Annotated in this window: 2 protein-coding genes; both read right to left on the bottom strand. The window is 33.0% G+C overall.

Annotated elements, in window-relative coordinates; genetic code table 11:
• A partial coding sequence (locus tag HMPREF2983_RS11180) for a restriction endonuclease subunit S (protein WP_070668428.1) occupies positions 1–544 on the bottom strand: 544 nt, incomplete at its 3' end.
• Between the two features lie 16 nt (positions 545–560).
• A complete protein-coding gene (locus HMPREF2983_RS11175; RefSeq protein ID WP_070668426.1) occupies positions 561–917 on the bottom strand; it encodes a hypothetical protein in 357 nt (118 codons plus the stop codon).
• Positions 918–942: the final 25 nt, after the last annotated feature.

The raw sequence follows: 942 nt of genomic DNA, 5'->3' as shown, positions 1-942 counted from the left end.
CCTGTGCCTGTTGCTCTAAATTATCATTTATCCGTCGATTGAGTTCTATTTTATCATCTAAGGAAGAGAGAATTTTCCCAATTCTCTTTTGTTCTTTAATATTGGGAATTTCAATTTCATAGTTTGCAAAGGTCGATTTGTTAATAATTGGTACTGCCGTTGATGTCTTACTAAGGTAATTTAGATGCTTGCCAACAACAGTCATCAAGTAGTATATAAAATCTGCATCATTTTCCTCATTCGGTACAATAGAATTAAATTGTTGATTCGTCACAGTTGGTTTTTTCGTAAGCACAACTTTTCCTAAATCAGAACCTATGCAACTAACGCATATCGATTTTGAAGGAAGCAAACAGTTTTTTACCTCATTCAGACCAATTTTTGTTAAAGTCTTAGATGTCGTTGGAGAAAATTTCTCAGACAAATTATCCGATGGAGTCAGAAAAGGGATCTTCCCTCCATAATTTTCCAAGATAGATGTTCGAGGGGTTTTACCAGTAATCACCTTCCCTAAATCCGATATGTGTTTCTTATATAATTTCATAAATACTTCTGCTCACTTATGTATTAAAAAGATATTGTTCAACAGACTTGATATAGCTTTCAAACCGTTTTGCATCGTTACTGTCTATAAATGATATTGTACGATACTCTATATCTTGTAAGTTGTTTAGAATATATCTTCGTTTGTCCTCATTATTACGTGTACCTGCTCCAAAGGGCTTAGGTAGTAGCGATGTCATTCTATGTGCCAAATGTTTACCTGTACCAAATAAAACATATTTATCACATTTTGTGTTCCTAAGCTGATATACACCACTTCCTAATGGAGCTATTAAATAATCTCCTTTTCTTGGATCTGGAAAAGATTTCCAATTACTCCATCCAGTATTATATATTTTTTCAAACTCTTCCATAAATGGGAATTTAGTTGTTTATATC

This window comes from Prevotella sp. HMSC077E09 (assembly GCF_001814685.1).
GTDB classification, from domain to species: domain Bacteria; phylum Bacteroidota; class Bacteroidia; order Bacteroidales; family Bacteroidaceae; genus Prevotella; species Prevotella oris.
The sequence above is the reverse complement of the archived record's forward strand: the minus strand, read 5'-3'. Positions and strand labels throughout refer to the sequence as shown.